General features: G+C 71.5%; 23 protein-coding genes. 11 read left to right on the top strand and 12 right to left on the bottom strand.

Annotated elements, in window-relative coordinates:
* Positions 1 to 10 precede the first annotated feature (10 nt).
* Complete coding sequence (locus tag AW274_RS40890) at positions 11 to 208, top strand: hypothetical protein (protein ID WP_062442991.1); 198 nt, start codon at positions 11 to 13, stop codon at positions 206 to 208.
* Positions 209 to 213: 5 nt separating this feature from the next.
* On the opposite strand, the gene AW274_RS36305 is transcribed toward AW274_RS40890, so the two are convergent.
* The 3 genes from AW274_RS36305 to dapE form a co-directional block, all read right to left on the bottom strand.
* On the bottom strand, positions 214 to 783 hold the full coding sequence (locus tag AW274_RS36305) for an LOG family protein (RefSeq protein ID WP_062339038.1): 570 nt from the start codon (positions 781 to 783) through the stop codon (positions 214 to 216).
* Positions 783 to 1,553 (bottom strand): LOG family protein, encoded by a 771-nt coding sequence (locus tag AW274_RS36300; protein WP_062442988.1) that lies wholly within the window; start codon positions 1,551 to 1,553, stop codon positions 783 to 785. The genes AW274_RS36305 and AW274_RS36300 overlap by 1 nt, the downstream gene beginning before the upstream one ends.
* 185 nt (positions 1,554 to 1,738) lie before the next feature.
* The gene (gene dapE / locus AW274_RS36295; protein WP_062442985.1) at positions 1,739 to 2,785 is read right to left on the bottom strand and encodes a succinyl-diaminopimelate desuccinylase; all 1,047 of its coding nucleotides are present in this window, start codon (positions 2,783 to 2,785) and stop codon (positions 1,739 to 1,741) included.
* Positions 2,786 to 2,832: 47 nt separating this feature from the next.
* Between dapE and AW274_RS36290 the strand changes: the two genes are divergently transcribed.
* Complete coding sequence (locus tag AW274_RS36290; RefSeq protein WP_063813878.1) at positions 2,833 to 3,603, top strand: hypothetical protein; 771 nt, start codon at positions 2,833 to 2,835, stop codon at positions 3,601 to 3,603.
* On the opposite strand, the gene AW274_RS36285 is transcribed toward AW274_RS36290, so the two are convergent.
* Genes AW274_RS36285 through fdxA form a run of 3 tightly spaced genes read right to left on the bottom strand, consistent with a single transcriptional unit; the run spans position 3,600 to position 5,695 of the window.
* Positions 3,600 to 4,202 carry a DUF4178 domain-containing protein gene (locus AW274_RS36285; RefSeq protein ID WP_062442982.1) on the bottom strand — a complete coding sequence of 201 codons (603 nt, stop codon included), beginning with the start codon at positions 4,200 to 4,202 and terminating at the stop codon, positions 3,600 to 3,602. The genes AW274_RS36290 and AW274_RS36285 overlap by 4 nt on opposite strands.
* Positions 4,203 to 4,258: 56 nt before the next feature.
* Positions 4,259 to 5,344, bottom strand: a complete 1,086-nt coding sequence (dapC, locus tag AW274_RS36280) for a succinyldiaminopimelate transaminase (protein WP_062442979.1) — start codon at positions 5,342 to 5,344, stop codon at positions 4,259 to 4,261.
* Positions 5,345 to 5,368: 24 nt separating this feature from the next.
* The gene (gene fdxA, locus AW274_RS36275; protein WP_062339033.1) at positions 5,369 to 5,695 is read right to left on the bottom strand and encodes a ferredoxin; all 327 of its coding nucleotides are present in this window, start codon (positions 5,693 to 5,695) and stop codon (positions 5,369 to 5,371) included.
* Between the two features lie 97 nt (positions 5,696 to 5,792).
* On the opposite strand from fdxA, the gene AW274_RS36270 reads away from it, so the two are divergent.
* The 8 genes from AW274_RS36270 to AW274_RS36235 all read left to right on the top strand — a co-directional run bounded on the left by AW274_RS36270 (position 5,793) and on the right by AW274_RS36235 (position 15,491).
* A complete protein-coding gene (locus AW274_RS36270) occupies positions 5,793 to 5,999 on the top strand; it encodes a putative acetyltransferase (protein WP_062339032.1) in 207 nt (68 codons plus the stop codon).
* Positions 6,000 to 6,046: 47 nt separating this feature from the next.
* Entirely contained in the window at positions 6,047 to 7,138 is a 1,092-nt protein-coding gene (locus tag AW274_RS36265; RefSeq protein WP_083975409.1) for an ABC transporter substrate-binding protein, read from the top strand.
* 82 nt (positions 7,139 to 7,220) lie between these two features.
* Positions 7,221 to 7,973, top strand: coding sequence for a class I SAM-dependent methyltransferase (locus AW274_RS36260; RefSeq protein WP_062442976.1), 753 nt, complete (start codon positions 7,221 to 7,223; stop codon positions 7,971 to 7,973).
* Positions 7,974 to 8,078: 105 nt separating this feature from the next.
* Positions 8,079 to 9,842, top strand: a complete 1,764-nt coding sequence (locus AW274_RS36255) for a hypothetical protein (protein ID WP_157520920.1) — start codon at positions 8,079 to 8,081, stop codon at positions 9,840 to 9,842.
* A 7-nt stretch (positions 9,843 to 9,849) separates the two neighbouring features.
* Entirely contained in the window at positions 9,850 to 11,904 is a 2,055-nt protein-coding gene (locus AW274_RS36250) for a UvrD-helicase domain-containing protein (protein WP_062442970.1), read from the top strand.
* Positions 11,905 to 11,952: 48 nt separating this feature from the next.
* Complete coding sequence (locus AW274_RS36245) at positions 11,953 to 13,782, top strand: sigma factor-like helix-turn-helix DNA-binding protein (protein WP_062442967.1); 1,830 nt, start codon at positions 11,953 to 11,955, stop codon at positions 13,780 to 13,782.
* Between the two features lie 46 nt (positions 13,783 to 13,828).
* Positions 13,829 to 14,791 carry a GH25 family lysozyme gene (locus AW274_RS36240; protein ID WP_062442963.1) on the top strand — a complete coding sequence of 321 codons (963 nt, stop codon included), beginning with the start codon at positions 13,829 to 13,831 and terminating at the stop codon, positions 14,789 to 14,791.
* 10 nt (positions 14,792 to 14,801) lie between these two features.
* Positions 14,802 to 15,491 carry a hypothetical protein gene (locus AW274_RS36235; protein WP_062442961.1) on the top strand — a complete coding sequence of 230 codons (690 nt, stop codon included), beginning with the start codon at positions 14,802 to 14,804 and terminating at the stop codon, positions 15,489 to 15,491.
* On the opposite strand, the gene AW274_RS36230 is transcribed toward AW274_RS36235, so the two are convergent.
* Genes AW274_RS36230 through mshB form a run of 4 tightly spaced genes read right to left on the bottom strand, consistent with a single transcriptional unit; the run spans position 15,488 to position 17,661 of the window.
* Positions 15,488 to 15,910 (bottom strand): hypothetical protein, encoded by a 423-nt coding sequence (locus AW274_RS36230; protein ID WP_062442958.1) that lies wholly within the window; start codon positions 15,908 to 15,910, stop codon positions 15,488 to 15,490. The genes AW274_RS36235 and AW274_RS36230 overlap by 4 nt on opposite strands.
* Before the next feature lie 15 nt (positions 15,911 to 15,925).
* Positions 15,926 to 16,414 (bottom strand): flavin reductase family protein, encoded by a 489-nt coding sequence (locus AW274_RS36225; protein ID WP_062442955.1) that lies wholly within the window; start codon positions 16,412 to 16,414, stop codon positions 15,926 to 15,928.
* A gap of 5 nt (positions 16,415 to 16,419) precedes the next feature.
* The gene (locus tag AW274_RS36220; RefSeq protein ID WP_062442941.1) at positions 16,420 to 16,863 is read right to left on the bottom strand and encodes a DUF6113 family protein; all 444 of its coding nucleotides are present in this window, start codon (positions 16,861 to 16,863) and stop codon (positions 16,420 to 16,422) included.
* 9 nt (positions 16,864 to 16,872) lie between these two features.
* Entirely contained in the window at positions 16,873 to 17,661 is a 789-nt protein-coding gene (mshB, locus tag AW274_RS36215; RefSeq protein WP_062442938.1) for an N-acetyl-1-D-myo-inositol-2-amino-2-deoxy-alpha-D-glucopyranoside deacetylase, read from the bottom strand.
* A gap of 19 nt (positions 17,662 to 17,680) precedes the next feature.
* Between mshB and AW274_RS36210 the strand changes: the two genes are divergently transcribed.
* Positions 17,681 to 19,714, top strand: a complete 2,034-nt coding sequence (locus AW274_RS36210; RefSeq protein WP_062442935.1) for a prolyl oligopeptidase family serine peptidase — start codon at positions 17,681 to 17,683, stop codon at positions 19,712 to 19,714.
* A 7-nt stretch (positions 19,715 to 19,721) separates the two neighbouring features.
* Here the strand turns inward: AW274_RS36210 and AW274_RS36205 are convergent, their stop codons facing one another.
* Entirely contained in the window at positions 19,722 to 21,455 is a 1,734-nt protein-coding gene (locus tag AW274_RS36205) for an ABC transporter ATP-binding protein (protein ID WP_062442932.1), read from the bottom strand.
* Entirely contained in the window at positions 21,452 to 23,065 is a 1,614-nt protein-coding gene (locus AW274_RS36200; RefSeq protein ID WP_232320657.1) for an ABC transporter ATP-binding protein, read from the bottom strand. The genes AW274_RS36205 and AW274_RS36200 overlap by 4 nt, the downstream gene beginning before the upstream one ends.
* Between the last annotated feature and the right edge of the window lie 32 nt (positions 23,066 to 23,097).

Below are 23,097 nucleotides of genomic sequence, written 5' to 3'. Positions count from 1 at the left end.
CATCGAGGCCATGGCGACAGAGACCATCGAGCTGCCGGCCGACCTCGACGAGGCCATCGCCGTGGCGGCCCTGGCCGCCTGGCGCGGCCCGGCCGAGTTCCGGGTGGCCGACCCGGCCCACGCCGAGGCGATCGGGCAGGCGGTCGCCATGGCCGAGGCCATCGCCGGGCGCAGGCCGCCGGCCCTGGCCCGGCGCGGGCTGGCCTAGGCCGGTCACGCCTCGTCGACTCCGGGGGTGATCCGGGGCGTCGGCTGTTCCAGCAGGTCGAAGGCCTCTTCGACCGTTGTGGCCCAGGCGATGCCGTCGAAGACGTCGGGGCGGGTGAAGCCCTGGTCGTACATGCCCTCGACGAGGTCTTTCAGGGGGGTGTAGAGGCCCCACGGGTCGAGCAGGACCAGGGGCCGCTGGTGGATGCCCAGGGCCCGGGCGGTCCAGATCTCGAAGAGTTCCTCCATCGTGCCGATGCCGCCCGGGAGGACCAGGAAGGCGTCGGAGCGGGCGTCCATGATGCCTTTGCGCTCGCGCATGCCGGTCGTGACGACCAGCTCGGTCGAGTCGGTGTCGGCGATCTCGATGTCGACCAGGACCTGGGGGATCACGCCGATCGTCTGGGCGCCGCCGGCCCGGGCGGCGCGGGCGACCTCGCCCATGCACGACACGATCGCGCCCCCGCTGACGAGGTGGTGGCCGCGCCGGGCGAGCTCGGCGCCGACGTCGGCGGCCAGCCGGAAGTACTTCGGGTCGATCTTCTGGGAGGAGGCGCAGAAAACGCAGACGTACATTATTGGGCGTCTCCCACGAGGCTCGCCTCCTCCTCGCGGCGGCGGTCGGCCTCCACGATGATGCGCACCGCCTCGTCGACGTCGTCGGTGACCCTGATCAGGTCGACGTCCTGCGGGGAGATCTTGCCCTCGCCCAGCAGCGACGACTTGATCCAGTCGATCATCGGGCCCCAGAACGACGAGCCCATGAGGATCACCGGGAACGAGGTGACCTTCCGGGTCTGGACGAGCGTCAGCGCCTCGAACAGCTCGTCGAGGGTGCCGAAGCCGCCCGGGAGGGTGACGAAGCCGCAGGAGTACTTGACGAACATGGTCTTGCGGACGAAGAAGTAGCGGAACTCGACGCCCAGGTTGACGTATTCGTTCATCGACTGTTCGTGCGGGAGCTCGATGCCGAGGCCCACGGAGATGCCGCCGGCCTCGACGGCGCCCTTGTTGGCGGCCTCCATGCAGCCGGGGCCGCCGCCGGTGATGACGCCGTAGCCGGCGTCGGCGAGCGCGGCCCCGAGGCGGACGCCGAGCTCGTAGTCGGGCGAGTCGGGCTTGGTGCGGGCCGAGCCGAAGACGGTGACCGACGGCGGGAGCTCGGCCAGGGAGCCGAAGCCCTCGACGAACTCGGCCTGGATGCGCAGCACCCGCCACGGGTCCATGTGGAGCCAGTCGGCCGGTCCGCGCCGGTCGAGCAGGCGCTGGTCGTGGGTGGAGTCGGGCACCATCTCGCCTCGGAGCAGCTGCGGCCCCTGGCGGCGTTCACGGCGAATCGTGTTCATGGGACGCCACGCTAGCCCCTCAGGATGGCCGTGGAAAAAATCTTGAGAATCCACACGGAACCGTGGAACCGGATTTCGTTCAGGCCGCGTCTAACAGTCGAGGGTGCTGCTCGGGACGGAAAGTGGCTTTCCCCGCCAAATGGCCGGCGAGGAAAGCCACTTTCTTCTTTCTACGGACAGTTTGCTCAGGTCAACCAGGCGGTCATGACCCGTTCGGCCTCGACGATCTTGTCGAGTTCGACGTATTCGTCGACTTTGTGGGCCATCGCGGGATCGCCCGGTCCGTAGTTCACCGCTGGAACTCCAAGTGCGGAGAAACGGGCCACATCGGTCCATGCGACCTTCGCCCGGGGTTCGCCGCCGACCACTCTCGTGAATGCCGCCGCGACCGGGTGTTCCAGGCCCGGCCGGGCGCCCGGGGCCGAGTCGGCGATCGTCACCTCGAAGCCGTCGAAGACCTCGCGCAGGTGCTGCTGGGCCTCTTCCTCGGTGAGGTCGGGGGCGAAGCGGTAGTTGACCGTCACCACGCACTCGTCGGGGATGACGTTGCCGGCGTGGCCGCCGCGGATCAGCACCGCGTTGAGGCCCTCGTGGAACTGGAGGCCGTCGACGACGGGCCGCCTGGGCTCGTAGGCCGCCAGGCGGTTGAGGATCTGGGCCGCGCCGTGGATCGCGTTGAACCCCAGCCAGCTGCGGGCGCTGTGGGCGCGTACACCGCGGGAGACGATCTCGGCCCTGATGGTGCCCTGGCAGCCGCCCTCGATCACGCCGTCGGTCGGCTCCATTAGCACGGCGAAGTCGCCCCGCACCCAGTCGGGGCGTTCGCGCACCAGCACGCCGAGGCCGTTGCGGGCCGCCTCGACCTCCTCCAGGTCGTAGAAGACGAGGGTCAGGTCGCGGTTGGGGGCGCTCAGCAGGGCCAGTTTCAGCTGGACGGCCACGCCGGCCTTCATGTCGGTGCCGCCGCAGCCGATCAGGCGCCCGCCCTCGACCCGGCTCGGCACGTTGCCCGCGATCGGCACGGTGTCGAGGTGGCCCGCCACGACGACACGCTCGGCCCGCCCGAGGGAGGTCCGGGCCACCACGTTGTTGCCGTGGCGGTCGACGGTCAGGTGGGGCAGCCGCCGCAGTGCCTCCTCGATCTCGTCGGCCAGGGCCTTCTCGTCGCCGCTCTCCGACCGGACGTCCACCAACTCGGCGGTCAACGTCCTCACGTCCTGATCAAGTCGCATGTCTGCCGAGCCTACGGCAGGCATCCGAGAAGGTAGGTTCTTGGGCTGTGACGCGGCGTCCCTCCAGAACAGCACTGACCATCGTGGCCATCGTGGTCGTCCTGGCGGGAGCGATATTCTTCGCGGGCTACCAGCTGCTGAAAAAGGCCGACACCCTCGTGCTGGGTGAGGGGTGCACGGTCACCGTCCCAATGGGCACGCTCGACCTCGATCTGGAGCAGTCGCAGGTGGCCGCCACGATCGCCGCCGTCGCGGCCCGGCGCAAGCTGCCCAAGCAGGCGCTGGAGATCGCCTACATCACGGCGATCCAGGAGTCGAAGATGACCAACATCGCCTTCGGCGACCGCGACTCGGTCGGCATCTTCCAGCAGCGGCCCTCCCAGGGGTGGGGCACGGTCAAGCAGATCATGGACCCGGTCTACTCCACCCGCCGCTTCTTCGCCGCCCTGGAGAAGGTCGACGGCTACCTCGACATGGACCTCCACGACGCCGCCCAAGCGGTGCAGCGCTCGGCCGACGGCGGCGCCTACGCCGACCACCGGCGCAGCGCCGAGATCCTGGCCACCGCCTTCCGCGGCGACCAGCCCCGGGCGGTGCACTGCTGGTATCCGCCGAAGGAGTCGCCGCCCCCGCCGCAGGAGTCGGCCGCGAAGAAGGAGTTCACCCGCGCCAGGGGGGCGTCCAGGGAAGACTGGCTGAAGGCGACCTGGTTCGTCACCCACGCCCCGGTCTACGGGCTGCGCCAGGTCGTCCACGACGGGTTCGTCTGGACCGCCTCCGCCGGTCAGGACGGGTGGCAGCCGGTGGCCCAGGGTTAGGGCTTGCGGTCGACCTGGATCGAGCCGGGGGTCAGCGGCGAGGCGTAGGAGGCGACCCACTGGCCGCCCTGGACCCGCTGGAACGACAGCAGGCGTCCGTCGTGGGCGTGGTAGTCGGCGAAGTCGAGCAGGCCGCGCTCGGGCAGGCCGGTCATGCCCTCGGCCCGGTAGGCGACGGTGCCCCGGTCGCCGGGGAAGAACTCGACGCCCTCCATGATGAGCATGCTCTTGGCCGGGACCATGCCCTGGGCCTGGACCGGCGTCCACAACATCACTTCGAGGCCCTCGGGCCGTTCCTGGACCGAGAGCCAGTGGACGCGGCGGCTGCCGTCGTCGAGCAGGTGCTCGGTCCACTCGTCGCCCTGCCGCATCAGGTGGAGGGCGCCGATCGCCTTGAAGCGCGACCCCTCCACGGTGGCGGTGTCGCCGACCTTGATGGTGCGGGGGTCGAAGTAGTCGAACTCGTCGTAGAAGTCGGCTTCGACCTCGACTGCCGTGCGGGCCCGGCCACGCCCGTCTCTGCGGGCGGTGGCGAGATAGGCGACCAGCACGACGACCACCGCCGCGAGGCACAGACCGAGCACCACCGCTGTCGTCATGGCGCGCGATCCTATCAACACAAACGCGCCATATCCGCCCTTATGAGGGCGGCTCGCTACGCGGTTGTGAGGCGTGCGACCGCTGCGCCGATTCTTTCGTCTGTGGCGGTGATCGCGACCCGGATGTGGCTTTCTCCGGCCGTGCCGTAGAAGCTGCCGGGCGCGACCAGGACGCCGAGCTTGGCCAGCCGGGCGACCTGATCCCAGCAGCCGGTGCCGTCGGTGGCCCACAGGTAGAGGCCGGCCTCGGAGTGGTCGACCCGCCAGCCCGCCGATTCGAGCGCGGCCCGCAGGGCGGTGCGCCGGGCCGAGTAGCGCTCGCGCTGCTCGTCGGCGTGGGCGTCGTCGTCGAGGGCGGCCGTCATGGCGGCCTGGACCGGCGCGGGCACGATCATGCCGGCGTGCTTGCGCACCTCGAGCAGGCGCTTCACCAGGACCGGGTCGCCGGCCACGAAGGCGGCGCGGTAGCCCGCCAGGTTGGAGCGCTTGGAGAGGGAGTGGACGGCCAGCAGCCCTTCGTGGGAGCCGCCCGACACGTCGGGGTGGAGGATCGAGACCGGGCGCTTCTCCCAGCCGAGCTCGATGTAGCACTCGTCGGAGGCCACGACCGCACCGCGCTCGCGGGCCCAGGCGACCACCTTGGCCAGGTGTTCGGCCGGGAGCACCTTGCCGGTGGGGTTGCTCGGCGAGTTCACCCAGACCAGCGGCACCCGCTCGGGGCCGAGCGAGAGCAGGCCGTCGGTCGGGAACGGCTCGGCGCCGGCCAGCCGCGCGCCCACGTCGTAGGTCGGGTAGGCCAGCTCCGGGAAGATCACCTTGTCGCCGGGGCCGAGGCCGAGCAGGGTCGGCAACCACGCGACCAGTTCCTTCGAACCGATCGTGGGCAGCACCCCGGCCGGGTCGGCGGTCACGCCGTGGCGGCGGGCCAGCCAGCCCGCCGCGGCCTCGCGCAACCGGGCGGTGCCGTAGGTGAGCGGGTAACCCGGGCTGTCGGCGGCGCCGGCGAGCGCCCTGCGCACGACTTCGGGAACCGGGTCGACGGGGGTGCCGACCGACAGGTCGGCGATGCCGTCGGGATGAGCCTCGGCCGTCGTCTTGTACGAGGCAAGGCTGTCCCACGGAAAGTCGGGCAGGGCGATCACGAAGGACTCTCCAGCGTCAGAGGGTCAGTGGTCTTCCGCCTGCGGCGGCAGTGCGGCCACGATCGGATGGTCCTTCTCGATCTTGCCAACCTTCGAGGCGCCGCCGGGCGAGCCCAGGTCCTCGAAGAAGTCAACATTGGCCTTGTAGAAGTCCTTCCACTGCTCGGGCAGGTCGTCTTCGTAGAAGATGGCCTCCACCGGGCAGACCGGCTCGCACGCCCCACAGTCGACGCACTCGTCGGGGTGGATGTAGAGCATGCGCTCGCCCTCGTAGATGCAGTCGACAGGGCACTCTTCGATGCACGCCTTGTCCAGAACATCCACGCAAGGCTGCGCGATGACGTAGGTCACCTCTAGCTCCTTCTTTCCGGCACGACATGGGCCGCAGGTTGCTCCGTCCTAGTATTGCGGTGACTGTCAGGTGGCCGGAACAGGAGGGGCCAATGTCATGGCCTTCCAGCTCAAGGTGACCATCACGCCGGCCGACGTCGGCAGGCGGGTCACCGTCAGAAGGGCCCTGCCCGAGGGCTTCCGCGACGTCGTGGGCGTGCTCGAATCGTGGGAGGACGGCGTGCTCGCGGTGCGCAAGCGCGACGGCACGCTCGTGGAGTTCCCAGAAAAGGTCATGGCGGCGGCAAAGGTCGTCCCAGGCTGAGGCGTGCCGTCTCGACCCGGCGCGACCCGGCCCCAAGCATTCGATCCGTGACCAGACTCGTGACCACTCCCGCGCTGGCGGCCCTGCTGGCCCTGGCGGCCTGTTCGTCCCAGGGCGGCGAGACCAAGGCCCTCCCGCCGGTCAACGTGAAGGGCGCCAGCCTCCAGGCGGGCTTCGGCAACTTCGACCGGCTGGTCGAGTCCGCCCAGAAGGAGGGCAAGCTCACCGTCGTCGGGGTGCCCCGCGAATGGGTCAACCACGGCGAGCTGATGGACGTCTTCGCCGACAAGTACGGCATCCAGGTCGAGTCGCTCAACCCGGCGGCCAACAGCCAGCAGCAGATCGACGCCGTCGCCACGGCCCAGAAGCCCGACGTGTTCGACCTCAGCATCGACGTGGCCCTGGCCAACGCCGCCAAGTTCGCCCCCTACCAGGTGACCGGCTGGACCGACGTCCCCGACGAGGTCAAGGCCGCCAACGGCGCCTGGTACGCCGGCTACGGCGGCTACATGTCGATCGGCTACGACCCGCGCAAGATGAAGGCGCCGGCGTCGTACGCCGAGTTGCTCAAGCCCAACGGCCGCCCGGCCGGGACCACGGTCGCGCTCGCGGGCGACCCGCTGAAGAACGCGAGCGGCTTCAACGGCGTGATGGCGGCCTCGATGCAGCCCTCGGGGCAGGGCGCCAAGTTCGACGCCCGCAAGGGCGTGCAGGCGTTCGCGGCGCTGAAGAAGGCCGGGGCGGTCGCCGCCGCGCCCGAGCAGGCGGCCGCGGTGCTCGACTGGGACTACCTGAACGCCGCGCGGGCGGCCGCCAACACGGCGAACTGGCAGGTGACGATCCCGGCGGGCTCGATCCTGGCCGCGCCCTACGTGCAGGCGATCAGCGCGAGCGCGCCCCACCCGGCGGCGGCCCGGCTCTGGACCGAGTTCCTGTTCTCCGACGAGGGCCAGAACATCCTGCTCAGGGGCTACGCGCGGCCCTCGCGGATGGAGGCCATGCAGATGAAGAGCACCCTCGACAACGAGGCGGCCGGGAAGCTGCCGAAGGCGAACGGGACGCCGGTCTTCATGACCATCCCGCAGCAGGACGAGGCCAAGGTGTATCTCCAGAAACACTGGTCTCAGCAAATGAGCTGAAAAACACTGATTCCACGGCTGGCGTACTCTATGCGGACAACCGTGGAAGTGAGCCATCTTGCGATATGACACCCCGACGCTCATGAGGTGGAACGCTCGCGCCTACGACAGCTCGTTCGGCTACGTCTCGGCGCAGGGCGCTCCCCTCGTGGAGCTGCTCGACCCGCAGCCGGGCGAGCGCGTGCTCGACCTCGGCTGCGGCACGGGCGTGCTGAGCGGCGAGATCGCCATCCGCGGGGCCTACGTCCTGGGCATCGACGGCTCGCAGGCGATGATCGAGACGGCCATCGCCCAGTTCCCCCGGCTCGACTTCACGGTCGGCGACGGCCACGACTTCACCGTCGCCCAGCCCTTCGACGCGGTCTTCTCCAACGCGGCCCTCCACTGGATGAGCCGCGACCCCGACGCGGTCATCGACTCGGTCCGCAACGCGCTGCGGCCCGGCGGCCGGTTCGTGGCCGAGCTCGGCGGGGCCGGCAACTGCGCCGCCCTCACCTCGGCCATGCTGACCGCCTGGCGCGAGCACGGCCTGCGCGAGCCCGAACTCCCCTGGTTCTTCCCCAGCCCGGCCGAGTACGCCGTCCGTTTGGAACGCGCCGGGTTCACCCTGCGCATCCTGGAGCACTTCGACCGGCCGACCCCGCTCGACGAGTGTCCCAACGGCGCGGCCGACTGGGTGCGGATGTTCGCCGGGTCGCTCCTCGACGGCGTGCCCCCGGCGACGGTCGAGCCGCTGCTCCGGCGGGTGAACGAACTCGCCGCCCCGGCCCTCCGCAACGACTCCGGCTGGATGGCCGACTACGTGAGACTGCGTTTCGCAGCGGTGCGCCACTGAAGGGTGACACCATCGTTTGTGGCTGTTCGTCACGGATGAAACTCCCGCCACGGCAGGGGATTTGCCAGACTATGGTCTGGTCTTACGGAAGTGATGGGGATAGCGATGAACTTCTGCCTGAGTGACCTCGTGCCACCGCTGCGCTGGAGTGATGCTGCCCCCGTCCTGACCGGCCGCGCCGGATTACCCGACGCCTGGTGGCGTTCGCTCCCCATGGGCCGGGTGCTGCCCGCCTTCGGGGTCGACGCCCTCGCCGAGTTGCTGACCGATCTGACCCTGGACCAGTGGCCGGCCGCGGCGGTGGGCGACGTGCTGCCCGCCCTGCACGTGCTCGACCCCGACGACGCCGACGACCCCCAGGTCGGCATCGCGCTCGACCGGGCCGGGTCGTGGCCCGGCCTGCTGGCGCTGACCGGCCGGGAGCTGACCGAGCAGCCGTTCGTGAAGGCCCGCCCGCTGCTGGCGGCCCTCTACACGGCGGTGCTGGCGAAGCTGGCGGCGACCGAGGCGCCGTCCAGGGCCCCGGTGGAGCCCGAGCCCGAAGCGCCCGCCGAGGAGCCCTACGAGACGCGGGCCGCGCTCAAGTCGCCCTTCAGGGCGCCGTTCCAGACCAAGGCGCAGGCCGCGGTCGCCGAAGTGGCCGAGTCGGAGCCCGAAGAGGCCGACGACCCGCCCACCGCGCCGCCCGTCGCACAGGCCGCGCCGGTCGCGCCGGTGGTGCCGCAGCCCCGGCTGACGGGTGAGGACGACGATCCCGACTTCCCCGAGGTGATCGACCGGGTCTTCGCCTCGCTCGACGACCAGAGCTGGATGGTCGCGCAGAACCGGATCTTCACCGACTCCCCGACCTCGCCCGAGTCGCTCTCCAAGCTGCTCGGCGTGCCCTCGGGCATCCTCGATTCGACCGAGAACGCGCTGCGCGCCCGGCTCAAGGAGTGGCTCGCCTCGCCGCCCGCCGCCCGCTACCGCGGCTACCTGCTCAACCTGACCGACCTCCTCGGCGTGGCCGCGCCCAAGTCGCGGCTGGTCAACGCGGCCGAGTGGCACACCCGCGAGCTGCCCTCCCTCGACGTGCTCGCCTGGCAGTTCGTGCTCGCCACGCTCCCCGGCTACCAGGTCTCCGGCGACTGGGTCGTCCAGGGCGACCTGGCCGAGCTGCACGAACGCACCCGCGGCCTGATCGTGAACGCCGACCGCCCGCCGACCGTGTCGCGGGCCCTCGAACTCGTCTCCTCCCTCGGCATCCACCCCGAGGTCGCCAAGGAGTGGCTGGAGAACGTCCCGCAGTTGCGGATACAGAGTCCCAACGGCGCGGCGCCCGCTCCGGTCACCCCCGTCGCCCCCGTGCCGCCGCCGCTCGCCCCGGCCGACGTGTCGCAGACCCAGCGCTGCTTCCGTCAGCCCGACGGGCGCTGGTGGTTGCGGGTCGACGTCGACGCCGGGCATCTGGCCGGGACGTCGGTCGGCCTCCCGGAGGGCTTCGCCCTCTACCTGGGGTTGTCGCCGGGTGGCGAAAGAACGGTGCGCAGCGCCGCCGGAGACGTCACGATGACCTGGCGGGACTCCCCCGCCATCGACTCGCTCGGCCGCATCCTCAGCGAGGTCGCGGCCAAGGAGGGCAGCCACATCTTTCTCACCCTCTCCGACGAGGGCATGCTCAGGGTCCGCCATCTTCCCGCCGCCAACTCCGGCGACACGATCGCGCGGGCGCTGCGCCTGGTCGGCTACACGGCCCCCGGTGGAAACTCCGACCAGGCCGACCGCGTCATCGCCACGCGCATCGGCCTGACCGGCCAGACCCCGCCCGACGAACTGCGGGCCCGCCTCCGAGAACGTGGGGACAGAGACCTGCTGTCCCTGCTGGGTTAGGCCCCCCATGCCCCGCCTCGCCGTCTCCCTGGACTTCACTCAGGAACTCGCCGCACTGGCCCGCCCGGTGCGGCGGGACGCCGTGGTGTCCGTCAGACGGTTCCTGCACAACTCGCCCGCCGGACCCGTGCCCGAGCGGGTGCGGAACGCGCGCGACCCCCGCGTGACGACGTTACGCCTGGCCGACCGGCACCGGGCGGTCGCCGTCCGCCAGCGCGACGTCTACTGGCTCGTCACGGTCCTGCCCGACGCCGAGGCCTACACCTACGCGCAACGGCACCGCTTCACCGTGAACTCCGCGATCGGCGTCATCGAGGTCTGGGACGCCGAGGCCCTGGCCCGCGTCGAGCCCGCCCTCCGCCGGTCGTCCGAAGGGTCGGGCAAGCGCCTCTACGGCCACATCTGCGAGACCGACCTGATCGACATCGGCATCGACCAGGAACTGCTGCTCCCAATGGTCCGGATGATGGCCACCGACGCCCACCTGGCCGCCGTCGAACCCCTGCTCCCAGAGAGCCAGTACGCCCCCCTCGCGGTCCTCGCCCGCGGCGGCTCGCTGGCCGAGGCCTGGCGCGAACTCGACGGCTGCCGGGTCACCACCGCGGAGAACCTCGACCTCGACGACCTCGAGGCCGCGCTGCACCGCTCTCCCGGCCAGGCCGCCTTCGCCGCCGACCGGGTCGAGCTCGACCGGGTGCTGACCAAGCCCCACTGGTGCACGTTCCTCTACGCGCCGCAGCACACCTACGCCAACTGGCCCGTCTACGAACGGCCCGTGCTGGTCACCGGCGGCGCCGGGACCGGCAAGACGGTGATCTCGCTGCACCGGGCGGCCTACCTGGCCAAGGAGAACAGCGGGCCGATCCTGCTGACCACCTTCTCCCAGGTGCTCGCCAACGAGTTGTCGGCCAAGCTCGACCTGATCATCGACGACGAGGTCGTGCGCAAGCGGGTCGAGGTCACCAACGTCGACCGGCTGGCCCACCGCATCGTCGCCGCCCACGAGGGCAAGGCCCCGACGCTGGTCGGCGACGTCACCAAGTTGTGGGAGGAGGCGGCCGGGAGCCGCTTCGGCGCGGCGTTCCTGCTGCGCGAGTGGGAGCAGGTGATCCTCTCCCAGAACCTGCGCACGCTGGAGGAGTACCTGGCGGCCGAACGGCCGGGCCGGGGCGTGCAGCTCAACTCCGACATCCGCACCAGCGTGTGGCGGGCGGTGGAGCACGTCGAGGGCCGTCTCCGGGATTCGGGGCGGCGCACCCTCCTCCAGCTGGCCTCCGAGGGCGCCGAGCTGCTGGGGCGCACGACCGACGTGCTCGAGAGCGACGCGCCTCGGCGGGAGCCGTACAAACACGTGGTGATCGACGAAGCGCAGGACCTGCACCCCGCGCAGTGGCGGTTGCTTCGGGCCGCGGTGCCACCCGGCCCGAACGACATGTTCATCGTGGGCGACCCCCACCAGCGCATGTTCGACACCCGTGCGGCGCTGGCCGGCATGGGCATCCCGGTCCGCCGGTTCCACCTGAAGATCTCCTACCGGCTGCCGCACGAGATCCTGTCGTTCGGCGTCCGGCTGCGCGGCGGCGGCCCGGTCGACGGCCTGGTCGAGGGCGCGGCCGAGATGTACGGCTACCGCTCCACCGTGCACGGCCCGCGCCCGCTGGTGCGCGAGTACGTCTCCCCCGACGCCGAGATCAGCGGCCTGGTCGCCCACGTCAGCGACTGGCTGGCCGACGGCGTCGCCCCCGAGGAGATCGCCGTCACGGCCCGCACGGTCGAGATCGTCCGGACCGCCCGCGCCGCGCTGCGCGACGCGGGCATCGAGGTGAAAGTCACGATGCTGCACGGTATGAAGGGGCTGGAGTTCCGGCGGGTGGCCGTGATAGGTGTCGCAGAGGGGATCATCCCGGCGCCCGACGCGCTCACGCCCCACGCCGAAGATCCGATGGCACGAGCGCACGACCTGCAGCGAGAACGGGGGTTGCTCTATGTCGCATGCACGCGGGCGAACGAGTTGCTCTACGTGTCCTACTCCGGTCGCGCGAGTCCCTTCCTTCCCGCCTGATCCCCTAATCTGAACTGCGGATATATTCCCCTTGCCGGTTGGACCTGCATGAATTTGAGCCTGAGCGACATCGTGCCCCCCCTGCGCTGGACCGCGCCCAGCCAGGTGGAGCCGATCGCCAGCGATCCCGGCCTCCCGAACTCGTGGTGGCAGGCGCTCCCGATCGACCGCGCCTGCGCCACGGTCGGGCCGGCCCAGATCGCGGCCAAACTGGCCGATCTCACGTCCGCCTGCTGGGGACACCTGATCCTCGGCGACATCATGCCGCTGCTGCGGTTCACCGCACCCGCCGAGAGCCAGCGCACGCCGGGCAGCCGCGACAGCGTCCGGCTGCTGTTCGCCGGGGTGCTCGACCGGCTCATGGACACCGAGCCGCTCAACCCGCTGGCCAGCGTGCCGCCCGCGGTGCCCGAACGGCCGCTGCCCGAGATCATCGACGAACTGTTCCAGCGGCTCGACGACCGGCAGCGCGCCATCGCCCGCGACCGGCTCTACGCCGAGCACCGCGCCACCCTCGACGAACTGGCGCAGCGGTTCTCCGTCACCCGCGAGCGCATCCGGCAGATCGAGCGCGACCTGCGCGACCACGTCGACAACTGGCTGCGGGGCCAGGAGGCGACCCCGCTGACCGCCCACCTCACGTGGTTGCGCACCCGGCTGGGGTCGGCGGTCCCGGCCGACGACCTGATGGCGGCGGTGCCGTGGCACCGCACCGAGCTCGCCACGCTGGGCATCCCGGCCTGGCGGTTCGTCCGCACGTTACTGACCGGCTACGACCAGGTCGACGGCTGGCTGGTCGCCGGGGGCGCCGACGAGCTGCGCGAGAAGACGCGGCAGTTGTTCACCGACGGTCCGGTGCCGCTGGCCGAGGCGGTCGGCATGGTCGCCCAGCTCGGCGTGCGTGAGGACGTCGGGGAACGCTGGCTCGGCGCGGTGCCGCAGTTGCGGCTGCTCGAAGGCCACGTCGTGCCGTGGCCGAGGAGCGTGAACGACAAGGCCGAGGCCGTCTTGGCGGTGGCGGGCACCCCGCTCACGCCGGAGGAGATCCAGAACCGGATCGGCGAAGACTACAGCCTGGTCGGCATCCGCAATCAGCTCACCGCCGACGACCGGTTCCTGCGGCTCGACCGGAACAAGTACGGCCTGGCCCGATGGGGCGGCGAGGAGTATCTCGGCATCAGGGAGATGATCGCCCGCGAGATCGAGAAGGCCGGCGGCGAGGCGTCGGTCAACACGATCGTGGCGTCGCTGACCTCGCGTTACGAGGTGAGCGAGAGCTCGGTGCGCGCCTACGCGGGCGGCCCCGGGTTCGAGCGCACCCAGCGCGGCTGGATCAGGGTCGCGGGCGCGGAACCGGCCGACTACCAGCCGCGCCGCGACGTGTCGATGACCCGCCGCTGCTTCCGCAGCCGCGACGGCCGCTGGTGGCACCGGGTCGACGTCAACGCCGAGCACCTGCGCGGCTCGGGCTCCCCGCTGCCGACCGGGTTCGCTGCCCACCTCGGCATGGCGCCCGGCGGCCAGCTCACCGCCTCGACCCCGCAGGGGGAGGTGGTGATCTCGTGGCACAACCAGCCGACCATGGGGTCGATCCGCCCGATACTGGCCGAGTACAACGCCGGCGAGGGCGACCACGTCTTCCTGACCGTCTCCGACGGCGGCGAGCTGCTGACCCGGTTCCTGCCGCAGGGCGCGGCCGGGCTGCCGCCGCTCAACAAGGCCCTCCACCTGATCGGGTACACCGCCCCCGTCGCCTCCGAGGCCGAGGGGCTGCGGCTGATCGGCGCCCGCATCGGCATGCCCGACGGCGCGGGCAAGGACGACGTTCTCGGAAGGCTGAGAGAACGCGGGGATCGCGACATTCTTCTCTATCTGTAAAGAAGGTTTGTGGGACGATCGTTCTCCGCACGGGGAAGGATCATGAATGTACGCCGCTTTGTTACTGGTCGCGTCGACGACCGTCATGGGGGCCGACGTCAGCAACTGGACCGGCGACGTCGACTGGACCGAGGTCAAGGGCAAGGGCGCGGAGTTCGTCTTCGTGCACGCCACCGAAGGTCCCAACTACAAGAGCCCGCGGTTCGGGACCCAGTTCTCCGGCGCCCAGACCGAAGGCATGTACCGGGGCGCCTACCACTTCGCCCAGCCGCACGAATCGAGCGGCAAGGAGCAGGCCGACTTCTTCGTCCGCAACGGCGGCAACTGGACCGCCGACGGGCGCACGCTGCCGGGGGTGCTCGACGTCGAGGACAACCCCTACAACAACCGCAACGGCCTGAACAGCTGCTACGGCCTCGACCAGGCCGCGATGGTCAAGTGGATCGGCGACTGGCTCTCCCGCTACAAGGCGTGGACGAAGCGCGACGCGATCATCTACACGACGACCTCCTGGTGGAAGACCTGCACGGGCGACACCAAGAAGTTCGCCAAGAACCCGCTCTGGATCGCCCGCTGGGGCGCCGACCCGGGCGAGCTGCCGGCCGCGTGGCAGAAGTGGACGTTCTGGCAGAAGGCCGAGAAGGCCGACCACGCCGGCGGCTCCGACGCGTTCAACGGCACGTTGTCGCAGTTGCACGCGCTGGCCGACCCGCCGGTCCGCATCCTGATCTCGGGGGGCGCCAAGAGCCGGTCGCAGTACGTGCTGAAGATCTCCAACACCGGCGCCAAGCTGGCCACGAAGATCAACATCTCGGGCAAGACCTTCGGCAACAACCGCCTCACCTATGCGCCGAAGGCGTGCAAGCGCACCGCGACCACCGTCAAGTGCGCGATCAACAGCCTGGCCCCCGGCCGCAGCGTCACGCTGAAGTTCGCCACCCGGCCGAGGGGCGCCAAGCCGGTCGGCATCAACTTCCTCGTCGGGTCGACGAAGGTGACCCTCAAGTAATGTCGGACGCATGTTGCGGCTCTATGACACCCGTCACCGGCTCGTGGAGCCGCTCCTGCCCCCCGGCTCACGCGCGCTGCGCACCTACACCGCCGCCGGCCTGCCGGGGCAGGTCCACGCCGACCTGATCAGGCGGGTGCTCGAACGGTCGAACGTACGGGTGCTCGCCTGCCGGAGCCTCGACGGCGACCTGACGCCGCTGAACGTGCGCCCGGCCGAGCACGTGCCCGACGGCATGGCGGGCGCGCTGCGCCTCCTGGGCGGCCGGATCGACCTCTACCTCGGCGACACCGACGAGCCGGTCGACGACGAGGTCGTCCGGCACCGCGCCCGGAGCGCGGTCACCCTCGACGCGCCGACGCCCGCCGACCCGCTGGCGCTGCGCCTCGCGCTCATGGAGCACCGCTACCGCGACGCGGCCGTCGTCACCCCCGACGCCCTGAGCGCGGCCGCCGACACGGTCGGCCGCTGGCGGCGGAAGGTGGCCGAGTGGGCCGAACAGCCGAGCCTCCCGATCGCCAAGGACCGCGCCGACGCCCTGACCGAGGCGTTCGACGACGACCTCGACACGCCGGGGGCGCTGCGCATCCTGCGCGACCTGGAGGACGACGGCGAGGTCGCCCCGGGCTCGAAGTTCGAGACCTTCCTGCACGCCGACCACATCCTGGCCCTCGACCTCTCGATCGAGATCGGCCGCTAGCGCGGGCGGCGGCGCCACCACGGGGGGACCCTCTCGTAGCCGCCGTCGTCGAGGTTGGCCATGCGCTCGAACGGGTTGTACGTCGCCGGGTTCCCGCACGTCAGCACCGACACCAGCACCGACACCACGTAGAGCGGGAGCATCGGCAGGCCGACGCAGGCGGCGTACTGGCTGGCGTGGCGGGACTCGTGCAGGAGGAGGCGGCCGCTCAGGTAGCCGTGGGGGTGCTTGGTGAGGACGACGTTCCCCACGGTGAAGGCCCCGGCGATCGGGAACGACAGGCGGTAGCCGTGGGCGTAGAGGAGACCGAGCTCGCCCTTGTGCAGGGTCGCCCCGCCGATGCGGGCGATCAGCAGGCCCAGCGGGGTCGAGAGGTTGATCCAGTTGACGGCGCGGCGGAAGCGGAAGTACGGCCCCATCAGCACATCATGCGCTCACTGGGCCAGGAACGAGTAGTGCCCCCGGTGGTAGATCAGCGGCGCGGCGTCGCGCGGGGTCGCCACGGTCTCGACGCCGCCGACGACGATCGAGTGGTCGCCCGCGTCGTGGACGGCGACCGTCCGGCACTCCAGGGTGGCGATGGCGCTGTCGAGCAGGGCGACGCCCAGCGCGCCCCGGTGGTGGGGGAAGCCGGTCAGCTGGCCCTCCAGCGACCGGCCGCGTTTGGCCAGGTAGCGGGAGACCTCCTCGTCGTCCTCGCCGAGGACCGACACGCCCCACACGCCCGCCTCGACCACGGTGTCGTGGAAGCGGGCGATCTTCTCGGCGCAGAACAGCGCCAGCAGGGGGTCGAGCGACACCGAGGCGAAGGAGTTGACCGTCATCGCGTGGTCGGTGCCCGACGAGTCGACGGTCGTGACGATGACGATCCCGGTCGCGAAACGACCGGCCACCTTCCGGTAAAGATCCCTGTCGGCGAGCACGCTCGCTACTTTATGTGGATGTTCTGCCTGAGCAGCCAGGAGCCTCCCCTTGACGGGACGAGGACGACGGCCAGGGCGACGGCCACCAGACCGCCGTAGAGGTAGATGTATCCGCCCAGGGTCGCGGCGATGGCCAGGTCACCCTCGGGACGCGGGCCCGCCAGGATCATCGACGGGATCACCCAGCCGGCGGCCACCACCCCGGCGGCCAGCCGGGTGCGCATCAGGCGGCCCATCGCGTAGGGCACCGCGAACAGCACCAGCACCGCCAGCACTCCTCCGATGGGGAGGGTGGCGAACAGGTACCACTCGTGCTCGAAGGCGCCCACGACGCCCACGACCAGGCCGAGCATGAACAGCACGCCGTAGGCGGCCCCGGTGAGAACGGGTTCGGCGCCACTCGGACCGTCGTCGTGTTCGGCGGTCTCGGGAGCGGCGTTCACCATCATGGGGCGAGGCTAGCCGATGCCGGCGAACAGGTCGTCCTCGTGACCCGCTACGGTGGGTCCCGCTTTGCGTACGAAGTGTTCGACGCCCCGGGCCTCCTGGCCGACCCCGTTCGACAACGCGAAGCGGGGGGCGTCGACGGTGATCTGGGTGCCGTGGGCGCGCAGCGCGCCGAGCTTGGCGTCGAGGTGGGGGCGGGCGTCGATCGAGGTGGTGACCGTCTCGCGGCCGTAGCCGAGGGCGTCGACGTCCTCTGGCCGGAAGATCTCCATCCGGGCCGCCGCTTCGAGCATCTCCGATCGGAGCTGGGCGGTCTGGTAGAACTTCGCGACCGTGCCGGCCCGCTCGAACGCCCGCCAGGCCACGCGGTGGGCCTGGATGTGGTCGGGGTGGCCGTAGAGGCCGTTCTCGTCGTAGGTGACGATCACCTGGGGCCGCACCTCCTCGATGATCGCCAGCAGGCGGCCGGCGGCCTCGTCGACGTCGGCCCGCCAGAAGCAGCGGGGGTCGTCGTTGGCGGGCGAGCCGATCATGCCGCTGTCGCGGTAGCCGAGGAGACGGTGGTCGTCGACGCCGAGCGCCCGGCAGGCCGCTTCCAGTTCCCGCTCGCGGTAGGCGCCCAGTTCGTCGGGGCCCAGATGGGCGAGGGTCGACGGGATGATCTCGCCCTCCTCTCCGCGGGTGCACGTGACGAGGGTCACGTGGACGCCCTCGGCGGCGTAGCGGGCCATCGTGGCGCCGGTGCCGATCGTCTCGTCGTCGGGATGGGCGTGCACGAGGAGGAGGCGTCGGTCGGGCATGCTGGCACTATAAGGGGCTATGACTGAGAGCTTCCCTCGCCTGCATGCCCGGACCCGCCGGTTCACGCTCGGGGTGCCGCGCGGATTCACCCTCACCCCCTCCGGTGACAAGGTGATCTTCCAGCGGACCAAGTCGGGCACCGACCCCGTGACCTGCCTGTGGGAACTCGACGTCGCCTCGGGCGAGGAGCGGCTGCTCGTCGACCCGCTGATCCTGGGCGCGGCCGAGGAGGAGCTGCCACCGGAGGAGCGGGCCCGGCGTGAGCGCGCCCGCGAGTCGGCCGGCGGCGTGGTCGGGTTCTCCTACGCGGGCCACCGGATCGTCTTCACCCTTTCCGGCGCCCTGTACGTCTGGGAGGCCGGCGAGATCCGCTGGCTGAAGACCCCGGGAGGGGTGATCGACCCGCGGCTGTCCCCCGACGGCGGCAAGGTCGCCTACGTCAGCGGCGGCCGCCTGCGGGTGCAGGACCTGGAGACCGGCTCCGACTTCGAGGTGGCCGGGGAAGACGGCGCGACCTGGGGCCTGGCCGAGTTCATCGCCTCCGAGGAGCTCGACCGGATGCGCGGCTACTGGTGGTCGCCCGACGCCTCGGCGCTGCTGGTCGCCCGGGTCGACGACTCCCCGGTGCAGATCTGGCACATCGCCGACCCGGCCAACCCCGGCAACGAGCCGGTCTCCGTCGCCTATCCGGCGGCCGGCACCGCCAACGCGCGGGTCAACCTCTACATCGTGGGCCTCGACGGGATCCGCACCGAGGTGCCGTTCGAGCACGAATACCTGGTCACCGCCTCCTGGGACTCCTTCGGGCCGCTCATCGTGACGCTGGCCCGCGACCAGAAGTCGCTGCGGCTGCTCTCGGTCGACCCGACGACCGGCGGCACCACCCTGGTCAGGGAGGACGTCGACGACACGTGGGTCGAGGCGGCTCCGGGCGTCCCGGCGCACACCGCCGACGGCGCGGTGGTCTGGGTCGCCGACGCCGACGGCGGGCGACGGCTGTTCGTCGGCGCCGGCCCGGTGACCCCGCCGTCGCTGCAGGTCCGCAGCGTGGTCGACGTCGACGACAACGTGGTGCTGTTCACGGCGAGCGGCGGCGACCCGGCGCAGGTGCAGCTCTGGTCGTACGCCCAGGGCACCCTCAGCCCCCTCTCGACCGACGCGGGGGTGTTCACCGGCCGCCGCAGCGGCGGCGTGACCGTCGTGGTGGCGCAGTCGCTCGACCACGAGGGCGTGTCGGTGCGGGTGATCCGGCTCGACGGGAGCTCGGCGCCGATCGCGAGCGTGGCCGAGCGGCCCGGTCTCGACCTGCGCGTCTCCCTGTCGCGGGCGGGCTCCCGCGAGCTCTCCACGGCCGTCCTGCTGCCGTCGTGGCACGTCGAGGGGTCGGCCAAGCTGCCGGTCCTGATGGACCCCTACGGCGGGCCGCACGCCCAGCGGGTGCTGCACTCCCACCGCATGTTCCTGGAGCCCCAGTGGTGGGCGGAGCAGGGCTTCGCGGTGATCGTCTCCGACGGGCGCGGCACCCCCGGCCGGGGCCCGGCCTTCGAGCGCGAGGTCCACCACGACTTCACCGTCACCCTCGACGACCAGGTCGAGGTGCTCCAGTCGATGCCCCACCCCGACCTCGACCTGACCAAGGTCGCGATCCGGGGCTGGTCGTTCGGCGGCTACCTGGCGGCGCTGGCGGTGCTGCGGCGGCCCGACGTGTTCCACGCCGCCATCGCGGGCGCGCCGGTCACCGACTGGCGGCTCTACGACACGGCGTACACCGAGCGGTATCTGGGTCACCCGTCGGAGGGCCACTACGAGCACTCCTCGCTGCTGGCGGCCGACGCCGAGAAGCTGGAACGCCCGCTGATGCTGATCCACGGCCTGGCCGACGACAACGTGGTGGCCGCCCACACGCTGCGGTTGTCGTCGGCGCTGCTGGCCGCCGGGCGGCCGCACACCGTGCTGCCGCTGTCGGGCGTCACCCACATGACGCCGCAGGAGGTCGTGGCCGAGAACCTCCTGCTGCTCCAGGTCGAGTTCCTCCGCCGGGCCCTGAAATAAGCCGCGGCTAGCGCCGCCAGCTCTCCCACAGGGCCGCGTAGGGGCCGCCGGCCTCGACCAGTTCCTCGTGGGAGCCGAGTTCGCTGATCCGGCCGTCCTCGACGACGGCCACCCGGTCGGCGTCGTGGGCCGTGTAGAGACGGTGCGCGATGGCGATCACAGTGCGCCCGTCGAGGACCGCCGCCAGCGACCGCTCCAGGTGGCGGGCCTGGCGGGGGTCGATCAGCGAGGTCGCCTCGTCGAGCACCAGCGTGTGCGGGTCGGCCAGCACCAGCCGCGCCAGCGCGAGCTGCTGCGCCTGCGCCGGCGAGACGCTCACGCCGCCCGAGCCGACCTCGGCGTCCAGGCCCAGCCTCCTGGCCCACTCCCAGGCGTCGACGGCCGCAAGGGCCCGCCGCACGGCGTCGTCATCGGCCTCGGGACGGCCGATGAGGACGTTGTCGCGCAGCGTCCCCTTGAACACGTGGTGCTCCTGGGTGACCAGGGCGACCTGGCCGCGCAGCTCGCCGAGCGGCAGCTCGACCAGCGACGCGCCGCCGACGGTGACCGTGCCGGTCCGGGGGCCGTGGATGCCGGCCAGCAGCCGCCCGAGGGTCGACTTGCCGGCCCCCGACGGCCCGACCATGGCCAGCCGTTCGCCCGGCCGCACGTCGAGGTCGATGCCGTGCAGGACGTCGTGTCCCTCCCGGTACGCGTAGCGCACGTCGTCGGCCCTGATCGCGTCGCCGTCGGGGGTCGCCCCCGAGGGCGCCCGGTCGTCGGGCACGTTGGCGACGCCCAGGAGGCGGGCCATCGAGGCGCTGCCGACCTGGAGCTCGTCGATCCACGACAGCAGCCGGTCGAGCGGGTCGACGAGCTGCTGGACGTAGAGCGTGCCCGCGGTCACCTGGAACAGCGTGACCCAGCCCTGCGTGTAGAACAGGCCGCCGATGAACAGCGTGGCGACGACCGGGATGACGTAGCCCATCTCGACCGACGGGAACCAGACGGTCCGCAGGCTGAGCGAGTAGCGCTCGGCGGCGTAGGACTCCCGGATGTCGTCGTCGGTCCGGTCGCGCCGCCGGTCGGCCAGGCCCAGCGCCTCGACGGTCCGGGCGCCCTCGACGGTCTGCGCGAGGCCCTCGGTGAGGTTGGCGTACGCCGCGCCCTCGCGCAGGTAGGCGGGGCCCGACCGGTTCAGGTACCACCGGGTGGAGATCCACAGCAGCGGCGCCGCCAGCAGCGACGGCAGCAGCATCAGCGGCCCGACCACGAACAGCGCGCCGATCATGAACACGCCGGTGACCAGCGCGATCAGGATCTCCGGCACGGCGTGCCGGACGGTCCGCGACAACGAGTCGACGTCGCGGGAGGTCCGGGTGATCAGGTCGCCCGACCCGGCCCGCTCGACCGTGGAGAGCGGCAGCCCGAGCACCCGGTCGACGAAGTCCTGGCGCAGTTCGGCCAGCACCTTCTCGCCGAGCCGCGAGGAGGCGTACACGGCGAACCGGGTCAGGATCCCCTGGGCGACCACGAACCCGGCGATCGCCAGGGCGATCACGTCGACGGCGACGTCGTGCCTGCCCTCGGCGACCGACTGCACGAGGCCGCCGAGCAGCGCCGGGCCGGCCAGGCCGGTGAGCGCGGCCAGGCCGTGGAGGGCCAGCGCGAGTGACAACTGCTTCGGATACCTGACCATCAGGCGCCGGGCGTAGGCGCGTACCTGCGCCTTGTCGGCGATCGGCAGGATCTGGCGGCTCATCGGTCCTCCCCTCGGGTGACGGTGGCGCGGTAGGCGGTGCTGGCGGTCAGCAGCTCGCGGTGGGTGCCTTCGGCGGCCGCCCGTCCGTCTTCGACGTAGAAGACGTGGTCGGCCCGGTCGAGCACGAGCGGGCTCGTGGTGACGACCAGGGTGGCCCGCCCGGCGCGGGCCTTGGCGAGGCGTTCGGCGATGCGGGCCTCGGTGTGCGCGTCGACGGCGCTGGTCGGCTCGACCAGGATCAGGATCTCCGGGTCGGCGGTCAGCGCCCGCGCGAGGCGGAGCCGCTGCTGCTGGCCGCCGGAGAACTCCCGCCCGGCCTCGGCCACGTGGGTGTCCAGGCCCTCGGGCAGCGCCTCGACGATGTCCTCCGCGCAGGCGGCGTGCACGGCCGCTTCGACGTCGCCGCGGCCCCGGACGTCGAGCTCCTCGCGGAGCACCCCGGCGAACAGCGCGGCGGCGTTGTCGGCGACCACGATGTGCTCGCGCACCGCCGTCACGGACAGGTCGGCCAGCGGCACGCCCCCGAGCGTCACCCGGCCGTCGGAGTAGCGGCCCAGGCGGTCGGCGATGGCGCTCGCCTCCTCGGGCGTGGCCGCGGCGAGCGCGGTGACCACGCCCTCGCGGAGCACGACGCCCGACTCCTCGTCGTGCAGGTCGCCGTGGCGGGCCTGGCCGGCGCCGCCGGTGATCTCGGGCTCCAGCGACAGGATGCGCACGACCCGCTTGGACGCCACGACGCCCTTGGTCAGCTTGTCGGCGGCCTCGGTAAGCGTGCGCAGCGGGGCGATCAGGAAGACGGCGTACCCGTAGAAGGAGACGAGCTCGCCCGCCGACAGGTCGCCCGCGAGCGCGAAGCGGGCGCCGAGCCAGGTCACGCAGGCGATCAGCAGACCGGGCAGCAGGACCTGGGCGCCTTCGAGCAGCGACTCGACCGAGGCGACCCGCACGCCCGCCGCGCGGGTGCGCTGCGACTCGGCCCGGTAGCGTTCGGCGAACACCTGCTCGCCGCCGATGCCGCGCAGCACCCGCAGCCCCGCGACGATGTCGCCGGCCCGGGTGGCGAGGTCGCCCTGAAGGTCGCGCTGGGCGTGCTGGCGGCGGTGCAGCGGCCGCAGCAGCGGGCTGATAACCAGCGCCATCAACGGCACCCCGATCACCACGAGCAGGCCGAGCGGCAACGACGCCGACAACATGATGACGGTGACGACGACGACCGCGACGGCCGCGCCCGCGCCGCGCAGAATGATGTCCATCGCGTTGCCGATGTGGGCGATGTCGGAGTTGCCGACGCTCACCACCTCGCCGGTCGACAGCCGCTTGGGCAGGGTCGCGCCGAGGCGGGTGGCCTGGCGGCCGGTCAGCTGGACGGTGGTGTAGGCGGCCGAGAGCCACGTGTAGACGGCGCAGCGGTGCCGCAGCACGCCGGTGAGGGCCTGCACCGCGCCGAGCGCGAACAGCACCGCCGACCAGCGCGCGAGCTCGCCGGTGTCCTTGCCGATGACGGCGTCGACGCCGAACCCGATGACGGCCGGGATGAGGGCCTGGGTGGTCCACCACAGGATTGCGTAGGTGATGCCGAGCCACATGGGCAGGCCCTGTTCGCGAGCCATCCACCAGAGGTATCTGCCGGGCCCGCGCGTGT

The sequence above is a fragment of the Herbidospora daliensis genome, from assembly GCF_001570585.1.
In the GTDB taxonomy this organism is placed as follows: domain Bacteria; phylum Actinomycetota; class Actinomycetes; order Streptosporangiales; family Streptosporangiaceae; genus Herbidospora; species Herbidospora daliensis.
This window is presented reverse-complemented; position numbering and strand designations above follow the sequence as displayed.

Bases quoted from the DNA above. Each gene is read 5' to 3' on its own strand.
- mshB (WP_062442938.1), bottom strand. From the start codon at position 17,661: ATGCCCGACCGACGCCTCCTCCTCGTGCACGCCCATCCCGACGACGAG.
- AW274_RS36300 (WP_062442988.1), bottom strand. From the start codon at position 1,553: ATGAACACGATTCGCCGTGAACGCCGCCAGGGGCCGCAGCTGCTCCGA.
- AW274_RS36210 (WP_062442935.1), top strand. From the start codon at position 17,681: ATGACTGAGAGCTTCCCTCGCCTGCATGCCCGGACCCGCCGGTTCACG.
- AW274_RS36220 (WP_062442941.1), bottom strand. From the start codon at position 16,863: ATGATGGTGAACGCCGCTCCCGAGACCGCCGAACACGACGACGGTCCG.
- AW274_RS36240 (WP_062442963.1), top strand. From the start codon at position 13,829: ATGTACGCCGCTTTGTTACTGGTCGCGTCGACGACCGTCATGGGGGCC.
- AW274_RS36250 (WP_062442970.1), top strand. From the start codon at position 9,850: ATGCCCCGCCTCGCCGTCTCCCTGGACTTCACTCAGGAACTCGCCGCA.
- AW274_RS36230 (WP_062442958.1), bottom strand. From the start codon at position 15,910: ATGGGGCCGTACTTCCGCTTCCGCCGCGCCGTCAACTGGATCAACCTC.
- AW274_RS40890 (WP_062442991.1), top strand. From the start codon at position 11: ATGGCGACAGAGACCATCGAGCTGCCGGCCGACCTCGACGAGGCCATC.
- AW274_RS36260 (WP_062442976.1), top strand. From the start codon at position 7,221: ATGAGGTGGAACGCTCGCGCCTACGACAGCTCGTTCGGCTACGTCTCG.
- AW274_RS36270 (WP_062339032.1), top strand. From the start codon at position 5,793: ATGGCCTTCCAGCTCAAGGTGACCATCACGCCGGCCGACGTCGGCAGG.
- dapE (WP_062442985.1), bottom strand. From the start codon at position 2,785: ATGCGACTTGATCAGGACGTGAGGACGTTGACCGCCGAGTTGGTGGAC.
- AW274_RS36305 (WP_062339038.1), bottom strand. From the start codon at position 783: ATGTACGTCTGCGTTTTCTGCGCCTCCTCCCAGAAGATCGACCCGAAG.
- AW274_RS36200 (WP_232320657.1), bottom strand. From the start codon at position 23,065: ATGGCTCGCGAACAGGGCCTGCCCATGTGGCTCGGCATCACCTACGCA.
- AW274_RS36205 (WP_062442932.1), bottom strand. From the start codon at position 21,455: ATGAGCCGCCAGATCCTGCCGATCGCCGACAAGGCGCAGGTACGCGCC.
- AW274_RS36285 (WP_062442982.1), bottom strand. From the start codon at position 4,202: ATGACGACAGCGGTGGTGCTCGGTCTGTGCCTCGCGGCGGTGGTCGTC.
- AW274_RS36235 (WP_062442961.1), top strand. From the start codon at position 14,802: ATGTTGCGGCTCTATGACACCCGTCACCGGCTCGTGGAGCCGCTCCTG.
- AW274_RS36245 (WP_062442967.1), top strand. From the start codon at position 11,953: ATGAATTTGAGCCTGAGCGACATCGTGCCCCCCCTGCGCTGGACCGCG.
- AW274_RS36255 (WP_157520920.1), top strand. From the start codon at position 8,079: ATGAACTTCTGCCTGAGTGACCTCGTGCCACCGCTGCGCTGGAGTGAT.